Origin of the sequence: Enterobacter sp. BNK-14, from assembly GCF_047456095.1 — a bacterium.
Classification (GTDB): Bacteria; Pseudomonadota; Gammaproteobacteria; order Enterobacterales; family Enterobacteriaceae; genus Enterobacter; species Enterobacter kobei.
This window is the reverse complement of record NZ_CP179897.1, coordinates 578358-603412: the sequence shown is the minus strand read 5'-3', so window position 1 is coordinate 603412 and position 25055 is coordinate 578358. Positions and strand designations below refer to the sequence as shown.

The window sequence follows — 25055 nt, the reverse complement described above, 5'->3', positions numbered from 1 at the left end:
TGCGGAAGGAAATTATGAAGACGTTGTTTTCTGGTCGATCAGATATGCCTTTCGCCATGCTGCTGTTGGCCCCCAGCCTGATTTTGCTGGGGGGCCTGGTGGCCTGGCCAATGATTTCCAATATTGAAATCAGTTTCTTACGACTGCCGCTTAACCCGCGCATTAGCGCTGTGTTTGTTGGGCTGGACAATTATATTCGCATCCTCAGTGATGCGGCATTCTGGCACTCGCTGTGGATGACGTTCTGGTATACGGCGCTGGTGGTGATGGGCAGCACCGGGCTGGGGCTGGCCGTGGCGATCTTCTTTAATCGCGAATTTCGGATGCGCAAAACGGCACGTTCACTGGTGATTTTATCCTACGTGACGCCGTCTATTTCCCTGGTGTTTGCCTGGAAATATATGTTCAACAACGGCTACGGCATTGTGAACTATCTGGGCGTTGATCTGCTGCATCTTTATGACCAGGCACCGCTGTGGTTCGACAACCCCGGCAGTAGCTTTGTGTTGGTCGTGCTGTTCGCCATCTGGCGCTACTTCCCGTACGCCTTCATTTCATTCCTGGCGATTTTGCAGACCATCGACAAATCGTTGTACGAAGCCGCAGAGATGGACGGGGCTAACGCCTGGCAGCGTTTTCGTATCGTGACGTTGCCCGCCATCATGCCAGTGCTGGCAACGGTGGTGACGCTGCGAACCATCTGGATGTTCTACATGTTTGCGGATGTCTACCTGCTGACCACGAAGGTCGATATTTTAGGCGTCTATCTCTATAAAACCGCATTCGCATTCAATGACTTGGGTAAAGCAGCAGCAATTTCTGTGGTGCTGTTTGTGATCATCTTCGCTGTGATTCTGCTGACCAGAAAAAGGGTAAACCTCAATGGCAACAAATAAACGCGTACTTAGCCGTATTGGTTTTTATCTGGGGCTGGCGGTATTTCTGATCATCACGCTGTTCCCGTTCTTCGTGATGCTGATGACGTCGTTTAAGAGCGCGAAAGAGGCTATATCGCTGCACCCGACTATTTTGCCGCAGGCGTGGACGCTTCAGCATTATGTCGACATCTTTAACCCGCTGATCTTCCCGTTTGTGGATTACTTCCGCAACAGCATGGTGGTATCGCTGACCTCGTCGGTGGTTGCGGTGTTCCTTGGCACGCTGGGGGCTTACGCCTTGTCGAAACTGCGTTTTAAAGGACGCACGACGATCAATGCGAGCTTCTACACCGTCTATATGTTCTCCGGGATTTTGCTGGTGGTGCCGCTGTTCAAGATCATCACCGCGCTCGGCATTTATGACACGGAACTGGCGCTGATCATCACCATGGTGACCCAGACATTGCCTACGGCGGTATTCATGCTGCGCAGCTATTTCGACACCATCCCGGACGAAATAGAAGAGGCCGCGATGATGGATGGCCTGAACCGCCTGCAAATTATCTTCCGCATTACCGTGCCGCTGGCGATTTCCGGACTCGTGTCGGTGTTTGTTTACTGCTTCATGGTGGCATGGAACGACTACCTGTTTGCCTCCATTTTCCTGTCCAGCGCCAGCAACTTTACGCTGCCGGTCGGGCTGAACACGCTCTTTAGCACACCAGATTATATCTGGGGTCGCATGATGGCGGCATCGCTGGTGACGGCGCTTCCGGTGGTCATCATGTATGCACTTTCTGAACGTTTTATTAAAAGTGGTTTGACCGCCGGTGGCGTTAAGGGCTAAGGCGGCCAATTTTTTATCAGGAGCAAGTTATGAAAAAGTTAGTTGCGACAGCGCCTCGCGTGGCGGCGCTCGTGGAATATGAAGATCGTGCTGTGGAAGCACATGAAGTGAAAATTCGTGCCCGTTTTGGTGCACCAAAACACGGTACCGAAGTTGTGGATTTCCGTGCGGCAAGCCCGTTTATTGATGAAGAGTTCAACGCGGAGTGGCAGATGTTTACGCCGCGTGAAGAGGGCGCTGCGCGCGGAATCGAATTCGGTAAGTTCCAGCTGGGGAATATGATCGTCGGCGACATTATTGAATGCGGTGCTGACGTAACGGAATACCGGCCAGGCGACAGCGTCTGTTGCTATGGTCCGCTGCAGGAGACGGTCATTGTCAATGCGGTTAACAACTACAAGCTGCGCAAAATGCCGCAGGGCGCATCCTGGAAAAACGCTGTTTGCTACGATCCGGCGCAGTTCGCCATGAGCGGCGTGCGTGATGCCAATGTCCGTGTAGGCGACTTTGTGGTGGTGGTCGGTCTGGGTGCCATTGGACAGATTGCCATTCAGCTGGCAAAAAAAGCCGGTGCGTCAGTGGTCATCGGTGTCGATCCTATCGAGCACCGCTGTGAGATCGCTCGCCGTCATGGCGCAGATCACTGTCTGAACCCAATCGGTACCGATGTGGGTCTGGAAATTAAAAAGCTGACCGGCAAGCAGGGCGCGGACGTGATCATCGAGACCAGCGGTTTTGCGGATGCGCTGCAGTCTGCGCTGCGTGGACTTGCCTACGGCGGCACCATCTCCTACGTTGCGTTCGCTAAACCATTTGCCGCGGGTTTCAACCTCGGCCGCGAAGCACACTTCAATAACGCGAAGATTGTTTTCTCCCGCGCCTGCAGCGAACCCAACCCAGACTACCCGCGCTGGAGCCGCAAGCGTATCGAAGAGACCTGCTGGGAATTGCTGATGAACGGTTATCTCAACTGTGACGATCTGATTGACCCGGTCGTGACCTTCACCACCAGCCCGGAAAGCTACATGAAGTATGTCGATCAGCATCCGGAACTCAGTATCAAAATGGGCGTCACTTTTTAAGCTAAGGACAGCAAATCATGAAAATCGCAACACAAAACCAGGCCTTTTTCCCAACTAACATCATGGAAAAGTTCGAGTACATCAAAGCGATGGGTTTTGATGGCTACGAAATTGACGGCAAACTGCTGGTCGAAAACCTCGACGAAGTGAAAGCGGCTATCAAAGCCACGGGTCTGCCGGTGACGACGGCATGTGGCGGATACGATGGCTGGATCGGTGACTTTATCGAAGAGCGTCGTCTCAACGGGCTGCAGCAGATCGAACGCATTCTGCAAGCCCTGGCTGAAGTGGGTGGAAAGGGCATTATCGTGCCTGCGGCCTGGGGAATGTTTACCTTCCGTTTGCCGCCAATGACCTCCCCACGCAGCCTGGACGGCGACCGCAAAGCGGTAAGCGCGTCGCTGCGCTGGCTGGATGAGGTTGCTGCACGCACCGGTACGACCGTCTACCTGGAACCGCTGAACCGCTACCAGGATCATATGATCAATACCCTGGCAGACGCGCGTCGTTATATCGAAGAGAACGATCTCAAGCACGTGCAGATCATCGGTGATTTCTATCATATGAACATTGAAGAAGACTCGCTGACGGATGCGCTGCATCAGAACCGCGATCTGCTGGGGCATGTGCATATTGCTGATAACCACCGCTATCAACCGGGCAGCGGCAGCCTCGATTTCGCCAGCCTGTTCGATCAGCTGCGTGCCGATAACTACCAGGGTTATGTGGTGTATGAGTGCCGCGTTCGCGCCGACAATCCGGCTCAGGCTTATCAGGACTCACTCACTTATTTGCGTGAATGCTAAGGATGACGAGCGTGATGAGTGCTTCTACACCTTCGCCTCTGCGCGTCGCCATTATTGGCGCCGGGCAGGTCGCGGACAAAGTGCATGCCTCGTATTACGCCACGCGCAGTGATGTTCACATGGTGGCTGTCATGGACAGCCGCCTTGAGCAGGCACAGGCGTTCGCGGAACGTTATGCTATTCCATCGGCATGGCAGGACGCTCACGAGATGTTGCAAACGGTGAAGCCGGACGTGGTGAGCGTCTGCTCGCCTAACCGGTTCCATTTTGAACATGTCATGGCTGCCCTCGAAGCGGGGTGTCATGTGATGTGTGAAAAACCCCCGGCGATGACGCCGCAACAGGCCGACCAGATGCGCATCGCGGCGCGTAAAGCAGGCAAAGTGCTGGCCTATGATTTTCACCACCGCTTTGCCCTGGATACCCAGCAACTGCGAGAGGCGGTAATGAATGGCACGCTCGGTGAAGTTTACTTCACATCGGCGCAGGCTGTGAGGCGGTGCGGTGTGCCGGGGTGGGGCGTGTTTACCAACAAATCATTACAGGGTGGCGGACCGCTGATTGATATCGGCATTCATATGCTTGATGCCGCCATGTATGTCCTGGGTTTCCCTGCGGTAAAGCGTGTGACCGCGCACAGCTTTCAGAGGCTGGGAAACCGCAAAAGCACCGGCCAGTTTGGCGAGTGGGATCCTACGCAATACACCGTTGAGGATGCCCTGTTTGGCACGATTGAATTCTGTAACGGCGGCATTCTGCGTCTGGACACCTCCTTTGCGCTTAACATCCGCGAGCAGTCCATCATGAATGTCGCTTTCTGCGGCGAAAAAGCGGGAGCAACGCTGTTCCCGGCGCACATCTATAACGACGAAGCCGGGGCGTTAGTCACCCTCGCGCAGCGTGAAGAGGCTGATGACCAGCGACATTTACGCAGTATGGATGCCTTCGTACGCCATGTGCAGGGAGAACCCGTCATGATCGCGGATGCAGAACAGGGCCTGGTTATTCAGCAGCTTGTCGCCGCGCTTTATGAATCAGCAGAAACAGGGGAATGCGTGACATTATGCTGAACGTGTCTGTCTTAACCGATCCGGGCTTTTGTCCTCACAGCCTGAATAAATACGCCTCTGTTATGGCCTGCGGCAATGGCTACATGGGCATTCGCGCTGCGCATGAAGAAGATTACACCCTGCAAACCAGAGGCATGTACCTTGCGGGTCTGTATCATCGTGCGGGACGCAACGAAACCACCGAGCTCGTCAATCTGCCCGATATCACTGGCATTGATGTTGAGCTGGATGGCGTCAATTTCACCCTCCTTGCAGGGGAGATTCTGGAGTGGCAGCGCGAGCTGGCCTTTGCCAACGGCGAGCTGCATCGTCGCGTTGTCTGGCGTTCGCCCGACGGAAACCGTTATCGGCTGGAAAGCCGTCGTTTTGTGTCGCTGGACCAGTTGCCTCTGGTGGCCATGCAGCTTTCGATCACACCGCTTGATGCTGCTTCGCAGGCCGTGCTGAAAACCGGTATTGATGCAACGCAAACGAACAGCGGCAGACAGCATCTGGATGAAATCTCGGTCAGAGTCTTTGACCAGCACTACATGCAGGGCGTGTATGAAACGCAGGACCGGGCGTCAGACGTCGTCGTTTCGGCGTTTTGTCAGCTCTCAACGAAGAGCGACAGCTGTTTTACCGCCAAAAATCGTCGTCTTAACGTGCACCATTCCCTGACGATTGCGCAGGGTGACACTGTCACGCTTGAAAAAATTGTCTGGGTAACCCACCGCTGTGACAAAGCGCTTTCGCAGGAGTCTTTCGCTCGCAACGCGCTGGCCGATCTCAAAGTTTGCGCAGCAAGAGGCTACGACGCCTTGCTGGAAAGTTCAGCGTATGCCTGGAAAGCCGTCTGGCGTGACGCTCGTGTGGAAGTGACGTCTGCGGAACCTCAGGATCAGATGGCGCTGGATTATGCGGTCTGGCACCTGACCACGATGACGCCTGCCCATAACGAGCGAAGCAGTATCGCCGCGAAAGGGCTGACGGGAAAGGGGTATAAAGGCCACGTATTCTGGGATACCGAAATATTCTTGCTGCCTTTCCATCTCTTTACTCGCCCGCAGATTGCCCGCAGCCTGCTGCGTTATCGCTGGCTTAATCTCGCTGGCGCCCGGGAGAAAGCCCGTCGTAACGGCTGGCCCGGCGCGTTGTTCCCATGGGAAAGCGCGGCGAGTGGGGAGGAAGAAACGCCAGAGTTTGCCGCTATCAACATCCGTACCGGGATACGCCAGAAGGTGGCCTCCGCGCTTGCTGAGCATCACATCGTGGCAGATATCGCCTGGGCCGTCGTCGCTTACTGGCAGGCGACACATGATGATGCCTTTATGCGTAATGAGGGTCTGACGCTGCTGATGGAAACCGCCTCGTTCTGGATGGGACGCGCAACGGAAATCAATGGTCGTCTCGAAATCCATGACGTAATAGGGCCGGACGAATACACCGAGCATGTGAATAACAATGCCTACACCAACTATCTGGCCTGGCACAACGTTGCCTGTGCCCGTCAGTTTATGGCGATGTTTGGGCGTGAAGATGCGCGTTTTACGGAGAATGCCACGCAGTTCCTGGCGCGCTTATGGCTGCCAGAGGCCGATGCAGAGGGTGTGATCCCACAGGATGACTCCTTTATGTCAAAACCTGCCATTGATCTGACCCGCTATAAAGCCAAAGCGGGTAAGCAGACGATTCTGCTCGATTATTCCCGTGCGGAAGTGAACGAGATGCAGATCCTGAAGCAGGCCGATGTGGTGATGCTTAACTACCTGCTGCCGGAACGGTTTACGCCGCAGCAGTGTGCCGCCAATCTGGCGTTCTATGAGCCACGCACGATCCATGATTCGTCATTGAGCAAAGCCATTCACGGGATTGTTCTCGCGCGCTGCGGTGACACGCAGGGGGCCTATGCCTTCTGGCGTGATGGCATCGGCATTGATTTGGGTGACGATCCGCACAGCAGTGATGAAGGGATACATGCTGCGGCCACCGGTGCGATCTGGTCTGGCGCGGTTCAGGGGTTTGCTGGCCTACAAATTATCGAAGGGGAACTGCATCTTGCGCCGAAACTGCCTGCTCATTGGCAGAAACTGGCATTCCCACTGCGGTGGCGCAACGCAACCCTGCATTTCACCTATGAAAACGAGGTGTTAACCATTGAAACGACGGCACCTGCCACGCTAACGCTGTGGGGCAAAACGCTACATGTGTCGGCGCGAAAAGTTATCACCCGTAAGGACTTTCTTGCATCTAAAGATGGGACCGCTACCACGGAGGGGCACCATGGCGCTTAAGGCTGTTGTATTCGATCTGGACGGTGTGATCACCGATACCGCACATCTCCACTTTCTGGCCTGGCGAGCCGTGGCGGAGGAAATTGGCATCACCTTCGACGAAGTCTTTAACGAACAGCTGAAGGGAATAAGCCGTATGGATTCTCTTCTGCGCATTCTGAAGCATGGCGGAAAAGAGGGGATGTTTAGCGATGAGCAGTGCCTTGCGCTTGCGACGAAAAAAAACGCGCGTTATGTCCAGTCGCTGGCATCGCTGACGCAGGATTCGCTGCTTCCGGGGATTCGAGACGTGCTGGCGGATATCCGTGCAGCGAAAGTCAAAATTGGGCTCGCGTCCGTATCGCTCAATGCTCCGGGGATTTTGCACGCGCTGGGCATTCATCAGGCATTTGATTTTTGCGCGGATGCTTCCCGCATTCACCGCTCAAAGCCAGACCCGGAAATCTTCCTCGCCGCCTGTGCCGGTCTGGACGTACGTCCTGAAGAGGCTATCGGCATTGAAGATGCCGCTGCGGGCGTTCAGGCAATCAACGCCGCAGGGATGTTGTCGGTAGGGATTGGGCCTGGCCTTAACCATGCAGGACTACAACTTCATTCAACGCAGGAACTGACCTGGACATGCCTGACTGAATTCTGGGCAACCCGGCGTATTGATAAGGAATAAATTATGGCTCAACTGTCTCTAAAACATATTCAGAAAATCTACGATAACCAGGTCCATGTGGTTAAAGATTTCAACCTCGAAATAGAAGACAAAGAATTCATTGTGTTCGTTGGTCCATCGGGATGTGGTAAATCCACGACCCTGCGCATGATTGCCGGGCTGGAGGAGATCAGCGCCGGTGAGCTGATCATTGACGGGGTCTGCATGAATGATGTCCCCGCTAAATCTCGCGATATCGCGATGGTCTTCCAGAACTACGCGCTTTACCCGCATATGACGGTCTACGACAACATGGCGTTTGGCCTGAAAATGCAAAAAATAGCGCCTGCGGTGATTGAGGAGCGTGTTAACTGGGCGGCGCAGATTTTGGGGTTACGTGATTATCTCAAGCGTAAGCCTGGCGCACTGTCCGGTGGTCAGCGCCAGCGCGTGGCGTTAGGCCGGGCGATCGTGCGTGAAGCCGGTGTCTTCCTGATGGATGAACCGCTGTCCAACCTTGATGCCAAGCTTCGCGTGCAGATGCGTGCTGAAATCAGCAAGCTGCACCAGAAGCTTAATACCACCATGATTTATGTTACGCACGACCAGACGGAAGCCATGACGATGGCCACCCGCATCGTGATCTTAAAAGACGGCATCATTCAGCAGGTCGGGGCGCCGAAGCAGGTGTACAACGAGCCGGCCAATATGTTTGTCGCAGGGTTCATTGGCTCACCGGCGATGAACTTCATTCGGGGCGCTATCGACGATCGTTATTTCGTCACGGAAACGTTGCGTCTGGAGATCCCTGAAGACAAGCTGGCCGAACTGAATGCGCAAGGTTACCAGCGTAAAGCGGTCGTCTTCGGTATCCGTCCGGAAGACATTCTTACCCTGCAGAGCAGCGGAGAAGACATCACGGCGAAAGTCAGCGTGGCTGAACTGACCGGCGCTGAATTTATGCTTTATGCCACCGTAGGGGGGCATGAACTGGTTGTCCGTGCAGGTGCAGCGAATGACTACGTCGCCGGAGATAATATTGGCATCCAGTTCGATATGAATAAGTGCCATTTCTTCGACGCTGATACAGAAGCGGCTATTAGATAAGAAAGGTGTTTGCCGGAAATGCAAATTTCCGGTTTTTTTGTTGGTTAATTAGAAAGGGAATATCTCATGAGTACTCTACTAAAAAGTGCTGCGCTCGTTCTGTGCGCAGGGGTTAGCTGTGCGCAAGCGGCAGAAACTGCGAAAAAGTGGGAATTTAATATCGGGGCCATGTATGAAATTGAAAACGTCGAAGGTCAGGGCGACGATAAAGATGGATTATATGAACCTTCCGTGTGGTTTAATGCGACCTGGGATGCCTGGACAATTTCTCTGGCGATGTATCAGGAAGGGCCCGTTGATTACAGCAGCATGACGCGCGGAACCTATTTTGACCGTCCGGAATTTGAATTACGCTATCGCTTTATTGGAACCGATGATTTTACTTTTGGTCTGACCGGCGGCTTCCGTAATTATGGTTATCACTTTAAAGATGAGCACGGTGCCAAAGACGGCAGCGCAAATATGCAGCGCTACAAAGTACAGCCAGACTGGGATATTAAATTAACCGATGACTGGCGCTTTAGTGGCTGGCTTGCTATGTATCAGTTTGCTAACGATCTGGAAAAAACCGGTTATGCTGACAGCCGTGTTGAGACCGAAACGGGCTTTACCTGGACTATCAATGAAACCGTCTCCGCAAAAGTAAATTACTATTTAGAGCGCGGTTTCAATATGGACAGCTCACGTAATAACGGCGAGTTTTCCACGCAGGAAATTCGCGCCTATCTGCCTGTTTCGTTGGGCCAGACAACCTTAACGCCTTACACCCGCTTGGGTCTTGACCGCTGGTCAAACTGGGACTGGCAGGACGATCCGTCGCGTGAAGGGCATGATTTCAACCGCCTGGGTATGCTGTATGCCTATGACTTCAACAACGGTTTATCCATGACGCTGGAATATGCGTATGAATGGGAAAACCACGATGAGGGCGAGAGCGACCGCTTCCACTATGCGGGCGTAGGTGTGAATTACGCGTTCTGATACATCACTTACCAGGGGCGATCCGCCCCTGGTTTTAGCGCAGAGAAGCCGCTAACACGAAGTGGGTGTCGACAAGCACTTTTTGCGGGGCAGGTTGACCACCAATGCGCCTGAAGAGCAGATTGCAACTCTCTTCACCCAGCTTGCGAGTAGGGATATCAAACCCACCTGGCGCTGGCGTGAGAATGAGAGAGAGCATCGGGTCGCTGTATCCGGCTATCACGACCTGCTCAGGGATCATCAGATTTAACTCATCCGCAGCACGATAGAGGCTTAGCAACTTCATGCTGTCGGTGGCGAATACCGCATCAGGAGGAACTGGCGAGGATAATAATGTAATCGCCGCAGCGAGTGCACTCTCGTGGGTATAACCACCATCCATGATCCAGTCGTAATGAATAGCAATATTATGTTTTGCCAGACTGGCTTTATAGCCCGCCAGACGATCAATTGAAACGTGGTAATCAAGCGGTGCATGCAGACAGGCAATTTTCCGTCGCCCATTTTTAATGAAATTATCCGTCAGCGTGGCGCTGTCATTAAAATTATCCGTATCGACGGAATAGATATTCTGATAATCACCTTCCACTTTGCCAATGACGACGACGGGTACGCCATACGCATCCAGCGTGCTGAAAAAAGATTCATTTGCCGGTGAACTCAGCATGATGACGCCTTTGATCATCTTCTGCTTTATTTTGCTCACACATTTCAGCAGATCGTCTTCGCTGCTTTTGGATGTTTGCAAAATAACGTCAAAACCTTCTTCTTCCGCTTTTGTTGTAATCGCATGAAGAACATCAGAGAAAAAAGGGTTACCGGCTGTGGTTTTGGTCGAGCGGGTCGAAATAACCATAATGGCATCAAAGCCAGAAGAGGTCAGTGCGCGGGCCAGTTTGTTGGGCTGATAATTTAATTCGTCTATCGCCTTCAGCACTTTGTCACGTGCTTCGGGGGATATATTCGTTTGTTTATTCAGAACGCGGGATACGGTTGATTTCGATACGCCCGCAACCCGTGCGATATCATAGATGGTGGGTGACATACACCTTACTCACTCCGGACTGACAGCAATGCCGCTCATCTTACTGGAGAGAAAACGGCAATAGCAATAAATAAGAATTGATAATCAACGATCTGCCCCCATTTATTGTATTCTGAAGCCATGCATTCCAGGCTTCCGGGCAATGAAGGATGGCGATGAAGCGACTTAAGAACGAACTCAATTCACTGGTGAACCGTGGCGTTGACCGACATCTGCGCCTGGCCGTCACCGGGCTAAGCCGCAGCGGCAAGACGGCATTCATAACGGCGATGGTGAACCAGCTCCTGAGCCTGCACGCCGGAGCGCGCCTGCCGTTGCTCAGCGCCGTAAGAGAAGAGCGTCTGCTGGGCGTTAAGCGCGTCCCTCAGCGCGATTTTGGTATTCCTCGTTTTACCTATGACGAAGGGCTGGCACAACTTTACGGGGATCCGCCCGCGTGGCCGACGCCGACGCGAGGCGTGAGTGAAATTCGCCTTGCGCTGCGTTTCCGCTCAAATGAATCCCTGATGCGCCACTTCAAGGATACCTCCACCCTGTATCTGGAAATCGTCGATTACCCGGGCGAATGGCTGCTCGATTTGCCGATGCTGGCACAGGACTACCTCAGCTGGTCCCGTCAGATGACAGGGTTGCTGCAGGGAGAACGCGCTGCGTGGTCAACGAAATGGCGAGCGCTGTGTGAAGGCCTGGATCCGCTGGCACCAGCGGATGAAAACCGTCTGGCGGCGATTGCCGAGGCCTGGACGGACTATCTTCATCAGTGCAAACAGGAAGGGCTGCACTTCATCCAGCCGGGTCGTTTTGTCTTGCCGGGGGACTTAGCTGGAGCGCCTGCGCTGCAGTTCTTCCCCTGGCCAGATGTGGACGGCGCCGGTGAATCGAAGCTGGCCCAGGCCGGTAAACACACGAACGCCGGGATGCTGCGCGAGCGGTACAATTACTACTGCGAAAAAGTGGTCAAAGGATTTTATAAAAACCACTTCTTGCGTTTCGACCGCCAGATTGTGCTGGTAGATTGCCTGCAGCCGCTTAACAGCGGGCCGCAGGCATTTAACGATATGCGCCTCGCGCTGACCCAGCTGATGCAGAGTTTTCACTACGGGCAGCGGACGCTATTCCGTCGTCTTTTCTCGCCGGTGATCGATAAGCTGCTGTTCGCGGCCACGAAAGCCGATCACGTGACGGTCGATCAGCATGCCAACATGGTTTCTCTGCTGCAGCAGCTGGTGCAGGATGCGTGGCAAAATGCCGCGTTTGAAGGGATTAGCATGGATTGTCTTGGGCTGGCCTCCGTCCAGGCGACGCAGAGCGGGCTGATTGATCTCAACGGCGAGAAAATACCGGCATTGCGCGGGAATCGCCTCAGCGACGGTGAGCCGCTTACGGTCTATCCGGGCGAAGTGCCTGCCAGGCTGCCGGGCCAGGCCTTCTGGCAGAGCCAGGGTTTCCAGTTTGAAGCCTTCCGCCCTCAGGCGATGAGCGTCGATCGGCCGTTACCACACATCCGTCTGGATGCGGCGCTGGAGTTTTTGATTGGAGATAAATTGCGATGACGGAACCGTTAAAACCACGCATAGATTTTACCGGAACGCTTGAGCAGGCGGATCGCGAAGCGTTTAAAACGGCGCAGACGTTCAGCGGTACGCAGGCAGAGAACTTTGCCCCGGCACTGCCGGACGATCCCGCGGTTGAGGAGGGGCCAGCAGAGGCGGTCGTGGAGGCCGCTTTGCGTCCAAAACGCAGTGTGTGGCGCAGGATGGTCACCGCCGGTCTGGCACTGTTCGGCGTCAGCGTGGTCGGGCAGGGCGTCCAGTGGGCGATGAACGCCTGGCAAACGCAGGACTGGGTCGCACTGGGCGGATGTGCCGCAGGTGCGCTGATTGTTGGCGCGGGCGTGGGGTCTGTTGCGACGGAGTGGCGACGTCTCTGGCGTCTGCGACAGCGCGCGCATGAGCGTGATGAAGCGCGGGATCTCCTCCACAGCCACGGAACCGGCAAAGGCCGCGCGTTTTGTGAGAAACTGGCCAGCCAGGCCGGTATCGATCAGTCGCATCCGGCGCTTCAGCGCTGGTATGCCGCCATCCATGAAACGCAGAATGACCGGGAAGTGGTAACGCTCTATTCCCATATGGTTCAGCCGGTACTGGATGCCCAGGCGCGACGCGAGATTAGCCGTTCTGCGGCAGAGTCCACGCTGATGATTGCCGTCAGCCCGCTGGCGCTGGTGGATATGGCGTTTATCGCCTGGCGTAACCTGCGTTTGATTAACCGTATCGCTCATCTCTACGGTATCGAGCTGGGTTACTACAGTCGACTCAGACTGTTCAAGCTGGTGTTACTCAATATCGCCTTTGCTGGTGCGAGCGAACTGGTGCGTGAAGTGGGCATGGACTGGATGTCGCAGGATCTGGCTGCGCGTCTTTCGGCTCGCGCTGCGCAGGGTATTGGCGCGGGCTTACTGACGGCGCGTCTGGGTATCAAGGCGATGGAAGTGTGCCGACCGCTGCCGTGGATCGATGGCGATAAGCCACGGCTGGGGGATTTTCGGCGCGAACTGATTGGCCAGCTTAAAGAGACGCTCAATAAAAAACCTGCTCCGTGAGGTTTTGTTCACTTATCGTGCTGGCTGTCAATATTTGTTGACAGCCATCTTCCGGTTCACCGTGTTCTGACATATCATTTTAACGTTACTGGCTTAAAACGGTGAATTTCCCATGCGTCTTGAAGTCTTCTGTGAAGACCGTCTCGGTCTGACCCGCGAGTTACTCGATCTTCTTGTTTTACGTAGCATTGATTTACGTGGCATTGAGATCGATCCTGTCGGGCGAATTTACCTCAATTTTGCCGAAATTGAATTCAATACCTTTAGCAGTCTGATGGCGGAAATCCGTCGTATCGCTGGCGTTACGGATGTACGCACTATCCCCTGGATGCCCTCCGAGCGTGAGCACCTGGCACTGAGCGCGCTGCTGGAAGCCATGCCTGAACCGTTCCTCTCTCTGGATCTGAAAAGTAAAGTCGAGCGCGTTAACCACGCAAGCTGTCAGCTATTTGCACAGAGCCAGGAGAAGCTCAGCAATCAACATGCCGCACAGCTGGTCCCGGGTTTTAACTTCCAGCGCTGGCTGGACAGCAACCCGCAGAATACCCATAGCGAGCATGTAGTGATAAACGGGCAGAATTTCCTGATGGAGATCACACCGGTTTATCTGAAAGGGGAAAGCGACACTCGCGTACTGACCGGTGCCGTGATCATGCTGCGCTCGACTTTACGTATGGGCCGCCAGCTGCAAAACCTCTCCAGCCAGGATGTCGGCGCATTCAGCCAGATTATTGCCGTCAGCCCGAAAATGCGTCATGTGGTTGACCAGGCGCGCAAGCTCGCCAGTCTGACCGCGCCGCTGCTGATTACTGGCGATACCGGTACCGGGAAAGATCTGCTGGCTCACGCTGTGCATCTGGCAAGCCCGCGTGCGGCAAAACCGTATCTGGCACTTAATTGCGCCTCTATCCCGGAAGATGCTGTCGAAAGCGAACTGTTTGGACATGCGCCGGAAGGCAAGAAAGGGTTCTTCGAGCAGGCTAACGGCGGCTCCGTGCTGCTGGATGAGATCGGTGAAATGTCGCCGCGCATGCAGGCCAAACTGCTGCGTTTCCTGAACGACGGAACCTTCCGCCGCGTTGGTGAAGATCATGAGGTGCATGTGGACGTGCGCGTCATCTGTGCCACCCAGAAAAACCTGGTGGAACTGGTGCAAAAGGGGATATTCCGCGAGGATCTCTATTACCGCCTTAACGTCCTTACGCTGAACATTCCACCGCTGCGCGATTGTCCGCAGGACATCATGCCGTTAACGGAACTGTTTGTCGCCCGCTTTGCCGACGAGCAGGGCGTCCCGCGTCCGAAGCTTTCTGCCGATCTCGGCACGGTGTTAATGCGCTACGGTTGGCCGGGCAACATCCGTCAGCTTAAAAATGCCGTTTATCGTGCACTTACCCAGCTTGAAGGGTATGAACTACGTCCGCAGGATATTCTGCTGCCTGATTACGACGCCGGAACGGTATCGGTAGGTGAAGAGGCGATGGAAGGGTCGCTGGATGATATTACCAGTCGCTTTGAACGCTCCGTCCTGACGCAGCTTTATCGCAGCTATCCAAGTACTCGCAAACTGGCAAAACGGCTTGGCGTATCGCATACCGCGATTGCGAATAAGCTGCGTGAGTATGGTTTGAATCATAAGAAAGGTGACGAATAGCAAAAAGCCTCTGTAAAGAGGCTTTTTTAATGTTTATTCCTTCGCCAGCGGTGTGGTCACGATTTCTGTTTTTGTCTCTCCCTGAATGGCCGCAATCCTGTTTTCAACCTCTTTCACCTGTTGTGGGCTATGAAGCAGGGTATAGGTGAGATCAAACTGCGCGCTGGCTCCAGGCTGTAATTGCTTAACCCGTTTCTGCTCACGTTCTATGGTCACGGGGTAGGCGTAGCTCGTACCCGGCTCAATCCCCGTAACGTACCCCTGTTTTGGCGTATCGGTATTTTTCCATAAGGTCAGCACGGGTAGCTGGCGTGTATCAAACTGAATTGACGCGCCTTTATCGCCGGCTTTGTTGACCACCGCCGCGAGGGTTTCGTGGTTGTTGTCCGCAAGCGGTTTGATGTTAAAGACCATCTCATCAAAGCCTTTTGTCGGCCCGGCATAGGTTTGCCAGTTGTCTACGCCCGCTTTAGCGTAATCGTTGAAGGGGCTCACGCTTACCGCCGGAGCAAGGAAGCGTGCGCCTTCTTCGAGGATCGGCGTCCCGAAGTTACTGTGATAGATGATTTGATAGTCATGAGGGTAATCGGCATGGTTTGTCAGGACATCATGCAGGCTGAACTGGTTAGTTCCTGGAACGTAACGCAGTTCGGTCATGGTTTGCAGATCCGCTTTTTTAAACGTGCTCTCTTTGATTAACCCGCGAATACGAATTTCATACGGGGCGGTATCCGCAACGTCAACTTCGACCTGAGAAGCCGGGGTATTACCGGCCTTGCCGTGAAGCGTATAAATCTGGCCGTCAGCCGTGACCGGGTGTCCCGTCCACTCATAACCACAGCGGACCATCATCTCATTGAATCCTTCCAGCCAGCCGAGGCCGTTTCTGCTTTCCAGATTTATATACGCCGGGTTAACGACCTCTTTAACGGGAGAATTCCACCCCAGTCGGGTACCAAAACCTTCCACATGCAGAAGATTCATTCCACGCGTCGGGCTGAGGGTAATTGTCAGACCGTTTTTACTGCTGATAATGATAACTTTACTGCCTTCCTGCTTTCCGCCGTGCAACACTTTCTGCTCAATGCTGAACGTTTGGTTGTTAATTTTCAGCTCATCGCTGGAAATCTTCCAGTTTCCTTTTTCTACGCTGCTTTCAGCGCTGGTCAGCACCCAGGTTTTTGCGGCGGCGTGACCCGAAACCATTACCGCAAGGAGCGTTAAAGCCAGTTTTATTTTCATTTTGATCCCTTTTTGCTGAAACGATTATTTGATTTCGTAAGCAAATCTAATGTTTTGACGTAAAGGGAAATGTGATGGGCTTCACTGAGGGCGAAGATGATAAATATTAACCAGTATTATGTGGGAAAGATCGCGTTATTGTTGAGTTGCTGATATTGAATTGCATAAATACTGTGAAGTTATCATATTTATGCTTTAACGATTCAGCTTGTGGGTAATAAAAAACCCCGCCATCGCGAGGTTTTGAAAACGCAGTATAAATTGCTAAGTCACTGTTATGCTTTAAGCGTGTCCAGTGCGGCGGTGTAATCCGGCTCGGTCGTAATTTCGTTAACCAGTTCGCTGAAAAGGACAGTGTCGTTTTCATCAATAACCAGTACAGCGCGTGCTGCCAGACCTTTCAGTGGACCTTCCGCGATGCTAACACCGTATTTTTCGAGGAAATCCGGGCTACGCAGGGTGGAGAGGGTGATAACGTTGCTCAGGCCTTCAGCGCCGCAGAAGCGGGACTGGGCGAACGGCAGGTCAGCGGAAATGCACAGCACAACGGTGTTGTCCATTTCGGTGGCCAGCTGGTTGAATTTACGCACGGAGGCAGCGCAAACGCCGGTATCAATGCTTGGGAAAATGTTCAGCACTTTGCGTTTACCCGCAAACTGAGCCAGTGTGACGTCAGACAGATCTTTAGCCACCAGAGTAAAAGCCTGCGCTTTGCTGCCAGCCTGCGGAATGGAACCTGCAACAGCAACCGGGTTGCCCTGGAAATGAACGAGTTGTGACATAGATATCTTCCTGTTTACATATAGTTAACGTCGGGGCTAGTGTATGCCATCAGCAGATAACACGGCAAACCAATTTTTTCGCCTTTCCGGGCCGCAAGGAGTCAGTGATGAGAAGCGTTAAGGTCTATGAAGAAGCCTGGCCATTGCATACCCCGTTTGTGATCTCTCGCGGCAGCCGAAGCGAAGCCTGCGTGGTGGTCGTTGAAATCGAAGAGGACGGTTTTAAAGGCGTGGGTGAATGCACGCCTTATCCACGCTATGGGGAAAGCCTCGCGTCGGTCATGGCGCATATCATGACGCTGGTTCCGGACCTGCAAACCGGACTTTCTCGCGAGGCGCTCCAGCACCGTTTACCCGCCGGGGCCGCGCGCAACGCCATTGATTGTGCGCTCTGGAACCTGGAAGCGGCAAAACAGCAAACATCGCTGACGTCATTGCTGGGCGTGGTGCTGCCGGAATCGGTGGTTACCGCGCAAACGGTGGTAATCGGTGAGCCGGAACAGATGGCCGCCAGCGCAAAAGCGCTCTATGACGCCGGTGCAACGCTATTGAAAGTGAAACTCGACGATCGCCTGATCAGCGAGCGAATGGTCGCTATTCGCTCAGCGGTTCCCGCCGCCACGCTCATTGTTGACGCCAACGAATCCTGGCACCCGGAAGGGCTGGCCGCACGATGTCAGCTGCTGGCCGACCTGGGGGTCGCCATGCTGGAGCAGCCTCTGCCAGCAGAAGATGATGCGGCGCTGAATAATTTTATCCATCCATTGCCCGTCTGCGCGGATGAAAGCTGCCATACCCGGGAACGTTTGAGCGACCTTCAGGGGCGCTATGAGATGGTCAATATTAAGCTCGACAAGACCGGCGGCCTGACAGAGGCGCTGGCCCTGGCGGAAGAGGCCCGGGCGCAGGGATTTGCGCTGATGCTGGGCTGCATGCTCTGCACGTCCCGGGCGATCGGCGCGGCGCTACCGCTGGTTAATCAGGTCCGTTTCGCCGATCTGGATGGCCCGACGTGGCTGGCGGTTGATGTGTCACCCGCGCTTGATTTTACCGGCGGCGTGCTTCATCTCTGAGGCTGCCAGCGTAAAAGCTCCATCATGGCTTTTAAGTACTTTTCGCTGGCTTCGTCGGCCGAGATCGCCGGGAATTCAGCGGTAATGCAGGGCAGGCTCAAATCGGCGCACCAGCTACCGAATGATCCTGGCGTTTCATAGCCGACGCTGGTAACGAGTGGCAGGGCAAATGCTTCCGCCAGCCAGGCGCCCAGCTCGGAGTGACGCGGATCTTCAATACACGCCAGCGGATCGTGGAAAGAGACAATCCATGCAGGGTGGATCTTATGGATGAGCTGGCACAGCGCCTGGGTTTCAGGCTCCGAGCCCGGTTTATCTCCCGTCAGCAGAACCACATCACGCTCCTCGGCGGAGCTGTTCCAGCGATAAACGGTTTCTCCGGCGCGCCAGTTTGCTGCCGGGAAATTACGATTTAAGTCCACGCCTCTCGCATTGGCGCGTAGACCGAGCTGACAGCCGTCCGGGTTAACCGCCAGAATCACGTGATGACGCCTTAATGAGGGCGTTAGTGTCCGCAGCGCGCATGAAAGCGTCACGATGGAGGAGTTTTCGTCACCGTGCGTGCCGGCAAGAATCAAGCCGCTGTCGCGGTCGGCATCGGGGGCGGGGAACCAGATCAACGATGCGCCTAAAAATGAGCGGCCATATTGCTCAGCGCCCGGCGGAAAGGCGCCGCGTTCCGCTCTCGGTCGGGTGGTTGTCATACGAAATCCTGATAAAAAGATCACTACTCGCAGTGTTGTGCAAAACACGCGGTTAATCAAATAGTTTCCGAAATGGTTGAGAATTGCCTTAAATCACTATTCGGGAGTAAGTTATTTGCATTTCTTTTTGTCGAAACAAATAATTACGCATCTGCTTGTTACCTGAATTCATTAAAGGGGATCTTATGAAGCATCCTGTTTCGCGTCTTTTTGCCGCACTGTGCCTGTGCGGACTCTCTTCACTCTCTTTCGCTGCGGATGTGCCACAGGGTACGGCACTGGCGCAAAAACAGGAGCTGGTCAGACACATTAAAGACGAACCGGCTTCACTCGATCCGGCAAAAGCGGTGGGGCTGCCAGAGATTCAGGTGATTCGCGATCTCTTCGAAGGTCTGGTGAATCAGAATGAGAAAGGGGAGTTGACGCCGGGAGTGGCAACGCGCTGGCAGAGCAACGATAACCGCATCTGGACATTTACCCTTCGCGATAACGCGAAGTGGTCCGACGGTTCGCCTGTCACCGCCCAGGATTTTGTCTACAGCTGGCAGCGTCTGGTTGATCCGAAAACGACCTCTCCGTTTGCCTGGTTTGCTGCCCTGGCGGGTATCAACAACGCGCAGGCCATTATTGATGGAAAAGCGGCACCCGATACGCTTGGCGTAACGGCGGTCGATGCCAGAACATTACGCGTCCAGTTGGACAAACCGCTGCCGTGGTTCAGTAATCTGACGGCTAACTTTGCCTTCTACCCGGTGCAAAAAGCCAACGTAGAAAGGGGTAAAGAGTGGACCCGTCCGGGATCTCTGGTCGGCAATGGTGCCTATGTCCTGAATGACCGCGTGGTGAATGAAAAACTGGTTGTCGTCCCCAATACCCACTACTGGGACAATGCAAAAACCGTCCTGCAAAAGGTCACCTTCGTACCGATTAACCAGGAATCATCGGCCACCAAACGTTATCTGGCGGGTGATATTGATATTACCGAATCGTTCCCAAAAAACATGTATCAGAAGCTCCTGAAGGATATTCCGGGCCAGGTTTACACACCGCCTCAGCTGGGCACGTATTACTATGCGTTCAATACGCAAAAGGGCCCAACGGCCGATTCCCGCGTTCGCCTGGCGCTGAGCATGACCATCGATCGCCGCATTATGGCGGAAAAAGTGTTAGGCACGGGAGAGAAGCCCGCATGGCACTTCACGCCTGACGTGACGGCCGGGTTCACCCCGGAGGCCTCGCCATTTGAACAGATGTCGCAGCAGGAGCTGAACGCCCAGGCGAAAACCTTGCTGCAGGCTGCAGGGTATGGCCCTCAGCGTCCGCTGAAGCTGACCCTGCTGTACAATACTTCAGAAAATCATCAGAAGATTGCCATCGCGGTGGCGTCCATGTGGAAGAAAAATCTCGGTGTGGATGTCAAACTGCAAAACCAGGAGTGGAAAACGTACATTGACAGCCGTAATACCGGTAACTTTGATGTGATCCGCGCCTCCTGGGTGGGCGATTACAACGAGCCATCGACCTTCCTTTCACTGCTAACCTCAACCCACAGCGGTAACATCTCGCGTTTCAACGACCTGGCCTACGATAAAATTATCCACCAGGCGACGCTGGAAACCACCGCGAAAGCGCGCAATACGGACTACAACATGGCGGAAAAAATCCTCACGGAGAAAGCGCCTATCGCGCCGATTTATCAGTACACCAATGGCCGCCTGATTAAGCCGTGGGTGAAAGGCTATCCTATTAATAACCCGGAAGACGTGGCGTATAGCCGGACGATGTATATTGAGAAGCACTGACGGGAGAGAATAACCTTGTCGCACTAAAAACTGGCGCATTCTGGCGCCAGTTTTTACTTATGCCCGCGCGTGCCGCTGAATGGGCAGCACCCCTGTTACTCCAGCAAAGCGCTAAACTTCGCCAGCCACTGTGGATGAGCGGGCCAGGCGGGGGCGGTGACCAGATTACCGTCTACATGTGCCTGGTCGATGCCGATACTGGCGTAGTGTCCACCGCTAAGACGCACTTCAGGCGCACACGCCGGGTAGGCGCTGCAGGTTCGGCCTTTTAGTATGCCGGCAGCAGCAAGCAGTTGCGGACCATGGCACACGGCGGCGATTGGCTTACGTGCCGCGTCAAATGCCTGCACCAGCTTGAGCACATCGTCATTTAACCGCAAATATTCTGGCGCTCTGCCGCCCGGGATAAGCAGTGCGTCATAATCCTGCTCCCGTGCGGCGGAAAAATCAGCATTGAGGACAAAACGGTGGCCGGGCTTTTCGCTGTAGGTCTGGGCACCGTCGAAGTCATGGATTGCCGTCATGATGTAGTCCCCCTTCGGTTTGTCGGGGCAAACGGCATCCACCTGATGACCAATCATCTGTAATGCCTGAAACGGGACCATGGTTTCATAATCTTCGGCGTAATCGCCCACCAACATCAGGATTTTCTTGCTCATCTTTCCTCACCTTTATTTTTAGAGATGATTAAGATATAGCCTGGTATGGCTCAATTGCCGGAAATAAAAAAGCCCGTCAGAGCACGGGCGATATAAGCAAATGAATTATTGCACTACAGCGCATCGAAGGTCGGGTACAGGGTATTTTCCAGATATTCAACGAAATACCAGATCTCACCGCTAAAAATAAACCACAAGCCAAATATAATAAGGATGAAAATGATTAAGGTGAGTATTATTTCAGTCTTTCCCATTGTAGCGACTACCCACCTGTCAGTGATTTACTTAAGTGGGGCATTGTAACGACGCTTTCCCGTATACTCCAGTCTCATGCCGCAAGGACTTTATTACGTCCATCGTTTTTGGCGCGATAGAGCGCGTCGTCTACGCGTTTAAACAGCTCATCAATACTCTCTTCCGGTTCATGCCTTGCCACACCAATGCTGACGGTAAAACGGGGTAATCCGGGTATGGTGATACGGGTTACCGCCGCACGGACGGATTCGGCAATCTTCATGGCAGTGTCGAGAGAGGTGCGCGGCAGGAGGATGACAAACTCTTCCCCTCCCCAGCGAAACACGAGGTCATCTTGCCTGCTGCAGGCTTCCAGCGTGCGGGAAAGGGCGATAAGCACCTCATCACCTTTCAGATGGCCGAAGAGGTCGTTGATGTTTTTAAAATGATCGGTATCCACCAGCAGCAGGCTAAATTGCTGTTGCGCGGAAAGGTGGCTCAGGTTGGTTTGATCGATAATATTGTAGAACTGGCGTCGGTTAAGTAAGCCTGTCATTGAGTCACGTAACGCCGCATTTTCCAGCTCCAGCTCGAGCCTTTTTTGTTCGGTGATATCATGGATGATGCACAGCATCAGTTTGTCACCGTAAATCTCAATGGGCCCCGCGTAGGTCTGGACATGGCGGGTGGTGCCATCGGCAAGACGGTGAACAAAATTAAACGGCTTATGTCCGCCGGGCAGTGCGGCAATCTCCGTCATAATGGGCATGACACCTCTCCCCAGGGTATTTATCTCCCAGGTGTGTTTATTGCACATTTCATCATGCGAATAGCCATAAAAGCTGAGCGCGGCCAGGTTTGCATCGACAATTTGCCCGTCGCGAGCTGGGTCGATTAACAGCATTGGCGCACTGTTGGTCAGGAAAAAACGGGCGTAAAAACCCTGTTTTTTACGCTGATAGGTTGTGGAACGGCTGGCTTTCAGGCCTGATGGGGCCTGAGAAGAAATCCCTTCAAAAACGATAACATCGCCATAAGGCGTGAAGTGGGAGAGAGAGAGGCGGCAGCTTAACGGTGTATCTTGCCCGGCACGGCTAATCGTCCAGATCTCGACAATATCGTGATCGTTTTTCAGTTCAGGAACATACATCGACAACACGCTTTGCGCACTTGCGGAACAGGTGCCTTTACGCAAGCCATCCAGTGTTTTATTACCCATCAGCTGTGTTGCGGCCACATTGGCAAAAATGATCTGTTCTGAAACAGGAGATATGAGCCACACGGGCGTTTTAATTGCATTCAGCGCATCAAAACCATTTTGCGACATAGGCATTTCCTGTTCATCGGCATGTTATGCCTGACAATCACGTCAGATTAACTCGCGTCCACTCCTCTGAAACATACGCTATTCAATCCTGTCAGGCATGATTTTTTTGTGAAATAAATGCGGGATCCGTATGAATTTTACTCATGGGTATAATTTGTTTATCTGAGTTTTTCTGTAGCAGCAGCCACGGAACCTGTTCCGCAGGCAATGGGCGGGAGAAAAGGAACCCCTGCAGATAGTCACAGCCAAGGCTGGTCAGTATCGCCTGCTGTTCGTCCGTTTCAATGCCCTCAGCAACGACATTCATCTCCATGGTCCGGGCGATATTAATAATGGTTTCCACCAGCTTACGGCTTTTCTCGTTTTCCAGCATAGAGGTGACAAAACTCTTATCAATTTTTAGCTCTTTTGCCGGGAGAACGCTTAACATCAGCAGGTTAGAATAGCCAGTACCAAAATCATCAATAGAGACGGTGACACCCGCATGGTTAAAGGCGTTCAGGAGCTCGATACTGCGGTCGAGATTTTTAAGCGCGGTACTCTCTGTTACCTCCAGAATCAGCCGGGAGGGAGACAGATTATATTTTTCCAGCATCGACGAGACGATGTGAAAGATATCCGGCTGTTCGAACTGAACGGGGGATAAATTGAGCGACAATGTCCACTGACTGAAACCCTGTTCCGTCCAGAAATGAAGCTGCCGACACGCGGCCTCAATCGCCCAGTTGCCAACCGGAATAATCAAACCCGTTTGTTCCAGCGTGGGTAAAAACAGTCCCGGCAGCAAAACGCCTTGCTCCGGATGACGCCAGCGGAGAAGTGCTTCAAAACCGTGGATCGTCTTATCTTCCGCGTGCCAGGTTGGCTGATACCAGAGCTCAAACTGATCGCGTTCCAGGGCCTGAGAAAGCGCCTGAAGAAAACCCGGTTGTGCCGGCACTGTTGTTGACATCTCCGGACGGTAAATTGCCCAGCCGTTACGTCCATCCTCTTTAATATGTTGTAAGGCTGCATCAGCCTTAAACTTCAGTTCATGTAGCGTTTCGCCATCTTTCGGATAGAGGCTGACCCCCGCGCTGATGGTGGTGTTCAGCGTGTGACCGCAGAGTGAAAGCGGGCGGCGCATATCCGCGAGGAGGGTGGTGAGCAGGGTATTAAGCTTTTCATCATCACATTCGGGAACCAGCAGGATAAAAGCATCCCCGCCCAGTCTGGCCAGCGTCATCTCACGGGTAAGCCGGGACGTAATGCGCTGGGCAATAGTGATTAGTAACTCATCACCCACGCTGTGGCCCCAGGTATCATTCACGCGTTTGAAGTGATCGACATTCAGGAAGATCACGGCAAACTGTCTCTTGCTCAGCAAGGCGCTGCGAAGACAGTCCTGCATTCGGATATCCATCTGATGATGGTTTGCGAGCCCGGTGAGGGCATCGAAGCGAGCCTGAAGCTCCAGCTGGCGATTGAGTTGTCGCAAATTGTCCGTCAGCCGGGTGGTGCGCCAGTGCGAATCGATTAGCGAAATAATTAACATCACGCCAAGAAGTGAGAGTGTGGTGACGGAAACCCATATGGATAATCCCAGCTCGCCGATCCCGCCGGGAAGCGTGCGTGCCATCTCATGGAAATGCGCGGCACTCATGCCCGTATAATGCATTGCGCAGATGGCGGCACCCATCACTAAGGCCGCGAGAATGCGATTTACAAAGACCCCTTTGTGCTTATCCCGGAGACGAAAAGCCAGCCACAACGCCACACCGGAGGCGACAACCGCAATTACCACGGACAAACCGACAATCCGCTGATCCCAGAGGATGCTTCCCTCCAGCATCAATGCGGCCATACCGATATAGTGCATCGAGACCACGCCAGCGCTGAGAATGATCGTGGCGACTGTCAGTCTAAACAGGGAGAGGTGTTTGCCCGTAACGGCAATATTAATGGCCGTTGTGGAGGCTATAACCGCCGCACCAAGTGAGGCCAGGGTTATCCAGAGGTCGTAGCTCATCATCATGGGCATTTGCATCGACAGCATGCCGATGAAATGCATTGACCAGATCCCAATGCCCAGCGTTACGCCTCCGGCAATCCGCCAGAACAAAGCCGCTTTTCGGCTGGAAAGGGGAATTTTCCCGGCGCTGTCCAGAGCTACAAAGGAGGCGATAAACGCCACCAGATAAGAGACAGCAATCAACACAGGGTCCCACGATATATTGAGCATTATGCAATCCCACGCCTGAGAGG

Annotated in this window: 22 protein-coding genes; 14 read left to right on the top strand and 8 right to left on the bottom strand. The window is 53.7% G+C overall.

Translation table 11 applies throughout. The features are described from left to right. The first annotated feature begins 14 nt into the window (after positions 1-14). The 9 genes from ACMGGM_RS02850 (at position 15) to ACMGGM_RS02810 (ending at position 9687) form a co-directional block, all read left to right on the top strand. Complete coding sequence (locus tag ACMGGM_RS02850) at positions 15-896, top strand: carbohydrate ABC transporter permease (protein WP_014884057.1); 882 nt, start codon at positions 15-17, stop codon at positions 894-896. Further along, complete coding sequence (locus ACMGGM_RS02845) at positions 883-1725, top strand: carbohydrate ABC transporter permease (protein WP_063861424.1); 843 nt, start codon at positions 883-885, stop codon at positions 1723-1725. The genes ACMGGM_RS02850 and ACMGGM_RS02845 overlap by 14 nt, the downstream gene beginning before the upstream one ends. A 29-nt stretch (positions 1726-1754) precedes the next feature. Next, a complete protein-coding gene (locus ACMGGM_RS02840; protein WP_045135279.1) occupies positions 1755-2807 on the top strand; it encodes a zinc-dependent alcohol dehydrogenase in 1053 nt (350 codons plus the stop codon). Between the two features lie 17 nt (positions 2808-2824). Then, positions 2825-3613 carry a sugar phosphate isomerase/epimerase family protein gene (locus ACMGGM_RS02835; protein ID WP_045135278.1) on the top strand — a complete coding sequence of 263 codons (789 nt, stop codon included), beginning with the start codon at positions 2825-2827 and terminating at the stop codon, positions 3611-3613. Between the two features lie 11 nt (positions 3614-3624). Beyond that, entirely contained in the window at positions 3625-4683 is a 1059-nt protein-coding gene (locus ACMGGM_RS02830) for a Gfo/Idh/MocA family protein (RefSeq protein ID WP_088126779.1), read from the top strand. Continuing rightward, entirely contained in the window at positions 4677-6956 is a 2280-nt protein-coding gene (locus tag ACMGGM_RS02825; RefSeq protein WP_063943339.1) for a glycoside hydrolase family 65 protein, read from the top strand. The genes ACMGGM_RS02830 and ACMGGM_RS02825 overlap by 7 nt, the downstream gene beginning before the upstream one ends. Then, positions 6946-7620 (top strand): beta-phosphoglucomutase, encoded by a 675-nt coding sequence (gene pgmB / locus ACMGGM_RS02820; protein ID WP_045135277.1) that lies wholly within the window; start codon positions 6946-6948, stop codon positions 7618-7620. The genes ACMGGM_RS02825 and pgmB overlap by 11 nt, the downstream gene beginning before the upstream one ends. 3 nt (positions 7621-7623) lie before the next feature. Further along, positions 7624-8706, top strand: a complete 1083-nt coding sequence (locus ACMGGM_RS02815) for an ABC transporter ATP-binding protein (RefSeq protein ID WP_014884050.1) — start codon at positions 7624-7626, stop codon at positions 8704-8706. Positions 8707-8772: 66 nt separating this feature from the next. Continuing rightward, positions 8773-9687: an OmpG family monomeric porin gene (locus ACMGGM_RS02810; RefSeq protein ID WP_045135276.1), complete on the top strand. Its 915-nt coding sequence runs from the start codon at positions 8773-8775 to the stop codon at positions 9685-9687. Positions 9688-9721: 34 nt separating this feature from the next. Here ACMGGM_RS02810 and ACMGGM_RS02805 read toward each other — a convergent pair whose 3' ends face one another. After that, positions 9722-10732 (bottom strand): LacI family DNA-binding transcriptional regulator, encoded by a 1011-nt coding sequence (locus tag ACMGGM_RS02805; protein ID WP_045135275.1) that lies wholly within the window; start codon positions 10730-10732, stop codon positions 9722-9724. A 155-nt stretch (positions 10733-10887) separates the two neighbouring features. On the opposite strand from ACMGGM_RS02805, the gene ACMGGM_RS02800 reads away from it, so the two are divergent. The 3 genes from ACMGGM_RS02800 to tyrR all read left to right on the top strand — a co-directional run bounded on the left by ACMGGM_RS02800 (position 10888) and on the right by tyrR (position 14988). After that, on the top strand, positions 10888-12285 hold the full coding sequence (locus ACMGGM_RS02800; RefSeq protein ID WP_045135274.1) for a YcjX family protein: 1398 nt from the start codon (positions 10888-10890) through the stop codon (positions 12283-12285). Further along, a complete protein-coding gene (locus tag ACMGGM_RS02795; RefSeq protein ID WP_038421131.1) occupies positions 12282-13334 on the top strand; it encodes a YcjF family protein in 1053 nt (350 codons plus the stop codon). Before ACMGGM_RS02800 ends, ACMGGM_RS02795 begins: the two co-directional genes overlap by 4 nt. 112 nt (positions 13335-13446) lie before the next feature. Next, positions 13447-14988 (top strand): transcriptional regulator TyrR, encoded by a 1542-nt coding sequence (gene tyrR / locus ACMGGM_RS02790; protein ID WP_014884045.1) that lies wholly within the window; start codon positions 13447-13449, stop codon positions 14986-14988. 33 nt (positions 14989-15021) lie between these two features. On the opposite strand, the gene ACMGGM_RS02785 is transcribed toward tyrR, so the two are convergent. Next, positions 15022-16230, bottom strand: a complete 1209-nt coding sequence (locus ACMGGM_RS02785) for an aldose 1-epimerase family protein (protein WP_045135273.1) — start codon at positions 16228-16230, stop codon at positions 15022-15024. A gap of 275 nt (positions 16231-16505) precedes the next feature. Next, positions 16506-17012 (bottom strand): thiol peroxidase, encoded by a 507-nt coding sequence (gene tpx / locus ACMGGM_RS02780; protein ID WP_045135272.1) that lies wholly within the window; start codon positions 17010-17012, stop codon positions 16506-16508. 107 nt (positions 17013-17119) lie between these two features. Here tpx and ycjG point away from each other — a divergent pair, with 107 nt between their 5' ends. Next, positions 17120-18085: an L-Ala-D/L-Glu epimerase gene (gene ycjG / locus ACMGGM_RS02775; protein ID WP_063943191.1), complete on the top strand. Its 966-nt coding sequence runs from the start codon at positions 17120-17122 to the stop codon at positions 18083-18085. On the opposite strand, the gene mpaA is transcribed toward ycjG, so the two are convergent. Beyond that, entirely contained in the window at positions 18076-18789 is a 714-nt protein-coding gene (mpaA, locus tag ACMGGM_RS02770) for a murein tripeptide amidase MpaA (protein ID WP_063614322.1), read from the bottom strand. The two genes, ycjG and mpaA, sit on opposite strands and share 10 nt — an antisense overlap. Before the next feature lie 185 nt (positions 18790-18974). On the opposite strand from mpaA, the gene ACMGGM_RS02765 reads away from it, so the two are divergent. Beyond that, entirely contained in the window at positions 18975-20591 is a 1617-nt protein-coding gene (locus tag ACMGGM_RS02765; RefSeq protein WP_063614321.1) for a peptide ABC transporter substrate-binding protein, read from the top strand. Positions 20592-20686: 95 nt separating this feature from the next. Here the strand turns inward: ACMGGM_RS02765 and ACMGGM_RS02760 are convergent, their stop codons facing one another. From ACMGGM_RS02760 to ACMGGM_RS02745, 4 genes are all read right to left on the bottom strand, one after another. Continuing rightward, positions 20687-21250 (bottom strand): DJ-1/PfpI family protein, encoded by a 564-nt coding sequence (locus ACMGGM_RS02760; protein WP_023330522.1) that lies wholly within the window; start codon positions 21248-21250, stop codon positions 20687-20689. Between the two features lie 113 nt (positions 21251-21363). Beyond that, positions 21364-21504, bottom strand: a complete 141-nt coding sequence (locus tag ACMGGM_RS02755) for an Ecr family regulatory small membrane protein (RefSeq protein WP_014884038.1) — start codon at positions 21502-21504, stop codon at positions 21364-21366. A gap of 74 nt (positions 21505-21578) precedes the next feature. Then, positions 21579-22811 (bottom strand): sensor domain-containing diguanylate cyclase, encoded by a 1233-nt coding sequence (locus tag ACMGGM_RS02750; RefSeq protein WP_023330521.1) that lies wholly within the window; start codon positions 22809-22811, stop codon positions 21579-21581. Between the two features lie 91 nt (positions 22812-22902). Beyond that, positions 22903-25032: a putative bifunctional diguanylate cyclase/phosphodiesterase gene (locus tag ACMGGM_RS02745; protein ID WP_045135269.1), complete on the bottom strand. Its 2130-nt coding sequence runs from the start codon at positions 25030-25032 to the stop codon at positions 22903-22905. Positions 25033-25055: the final 23 nt, after the last annotated feature.